This is a genomic window from Runella sp. R0.1_18 (genome assembly GCF_057652155.1).
On record NZ_JBYFCK010000138.1, the window covers coordinates 1 to 245 of the forward strand.

Below are 245 nucleotides of genomic sequence, written 5' to 3' on the forward strand. Positions count from 1 at the left end.
TACTGATTGAAGGTAAAGAGGATAATCTCACGGACGACGAAGTATCCCTAAAAACAGACCAAATTTTGGCCTCAATTCCCGATGAACCATTCAGTAATATCAAACCGCTATTGGGTTGGACATGGGTACGCTGGGTAGAGGCAGCGATTGTTATTGGCCTTGCCACTTTGTACCAATTCTTGCCTAAGCCGCAAGAGGTTACCTTAACGTCCAGAAGTGAATAAAAGGCATTGGAGGAAGGAAAG

1 pseudogene is annotated in these 245 nt (G+C 44.5%); it reads left to right on the forward strand.

Going from position 1 to position 245, the window contains the following annotated elements:
- Positions 1–224, forward strand: a pseudogene (locus AC23P2_RS31410) (hypothetical protein); the annotation flags it as partial.
- Positions 225–245 lie beyond the last annotated feature (21 nt).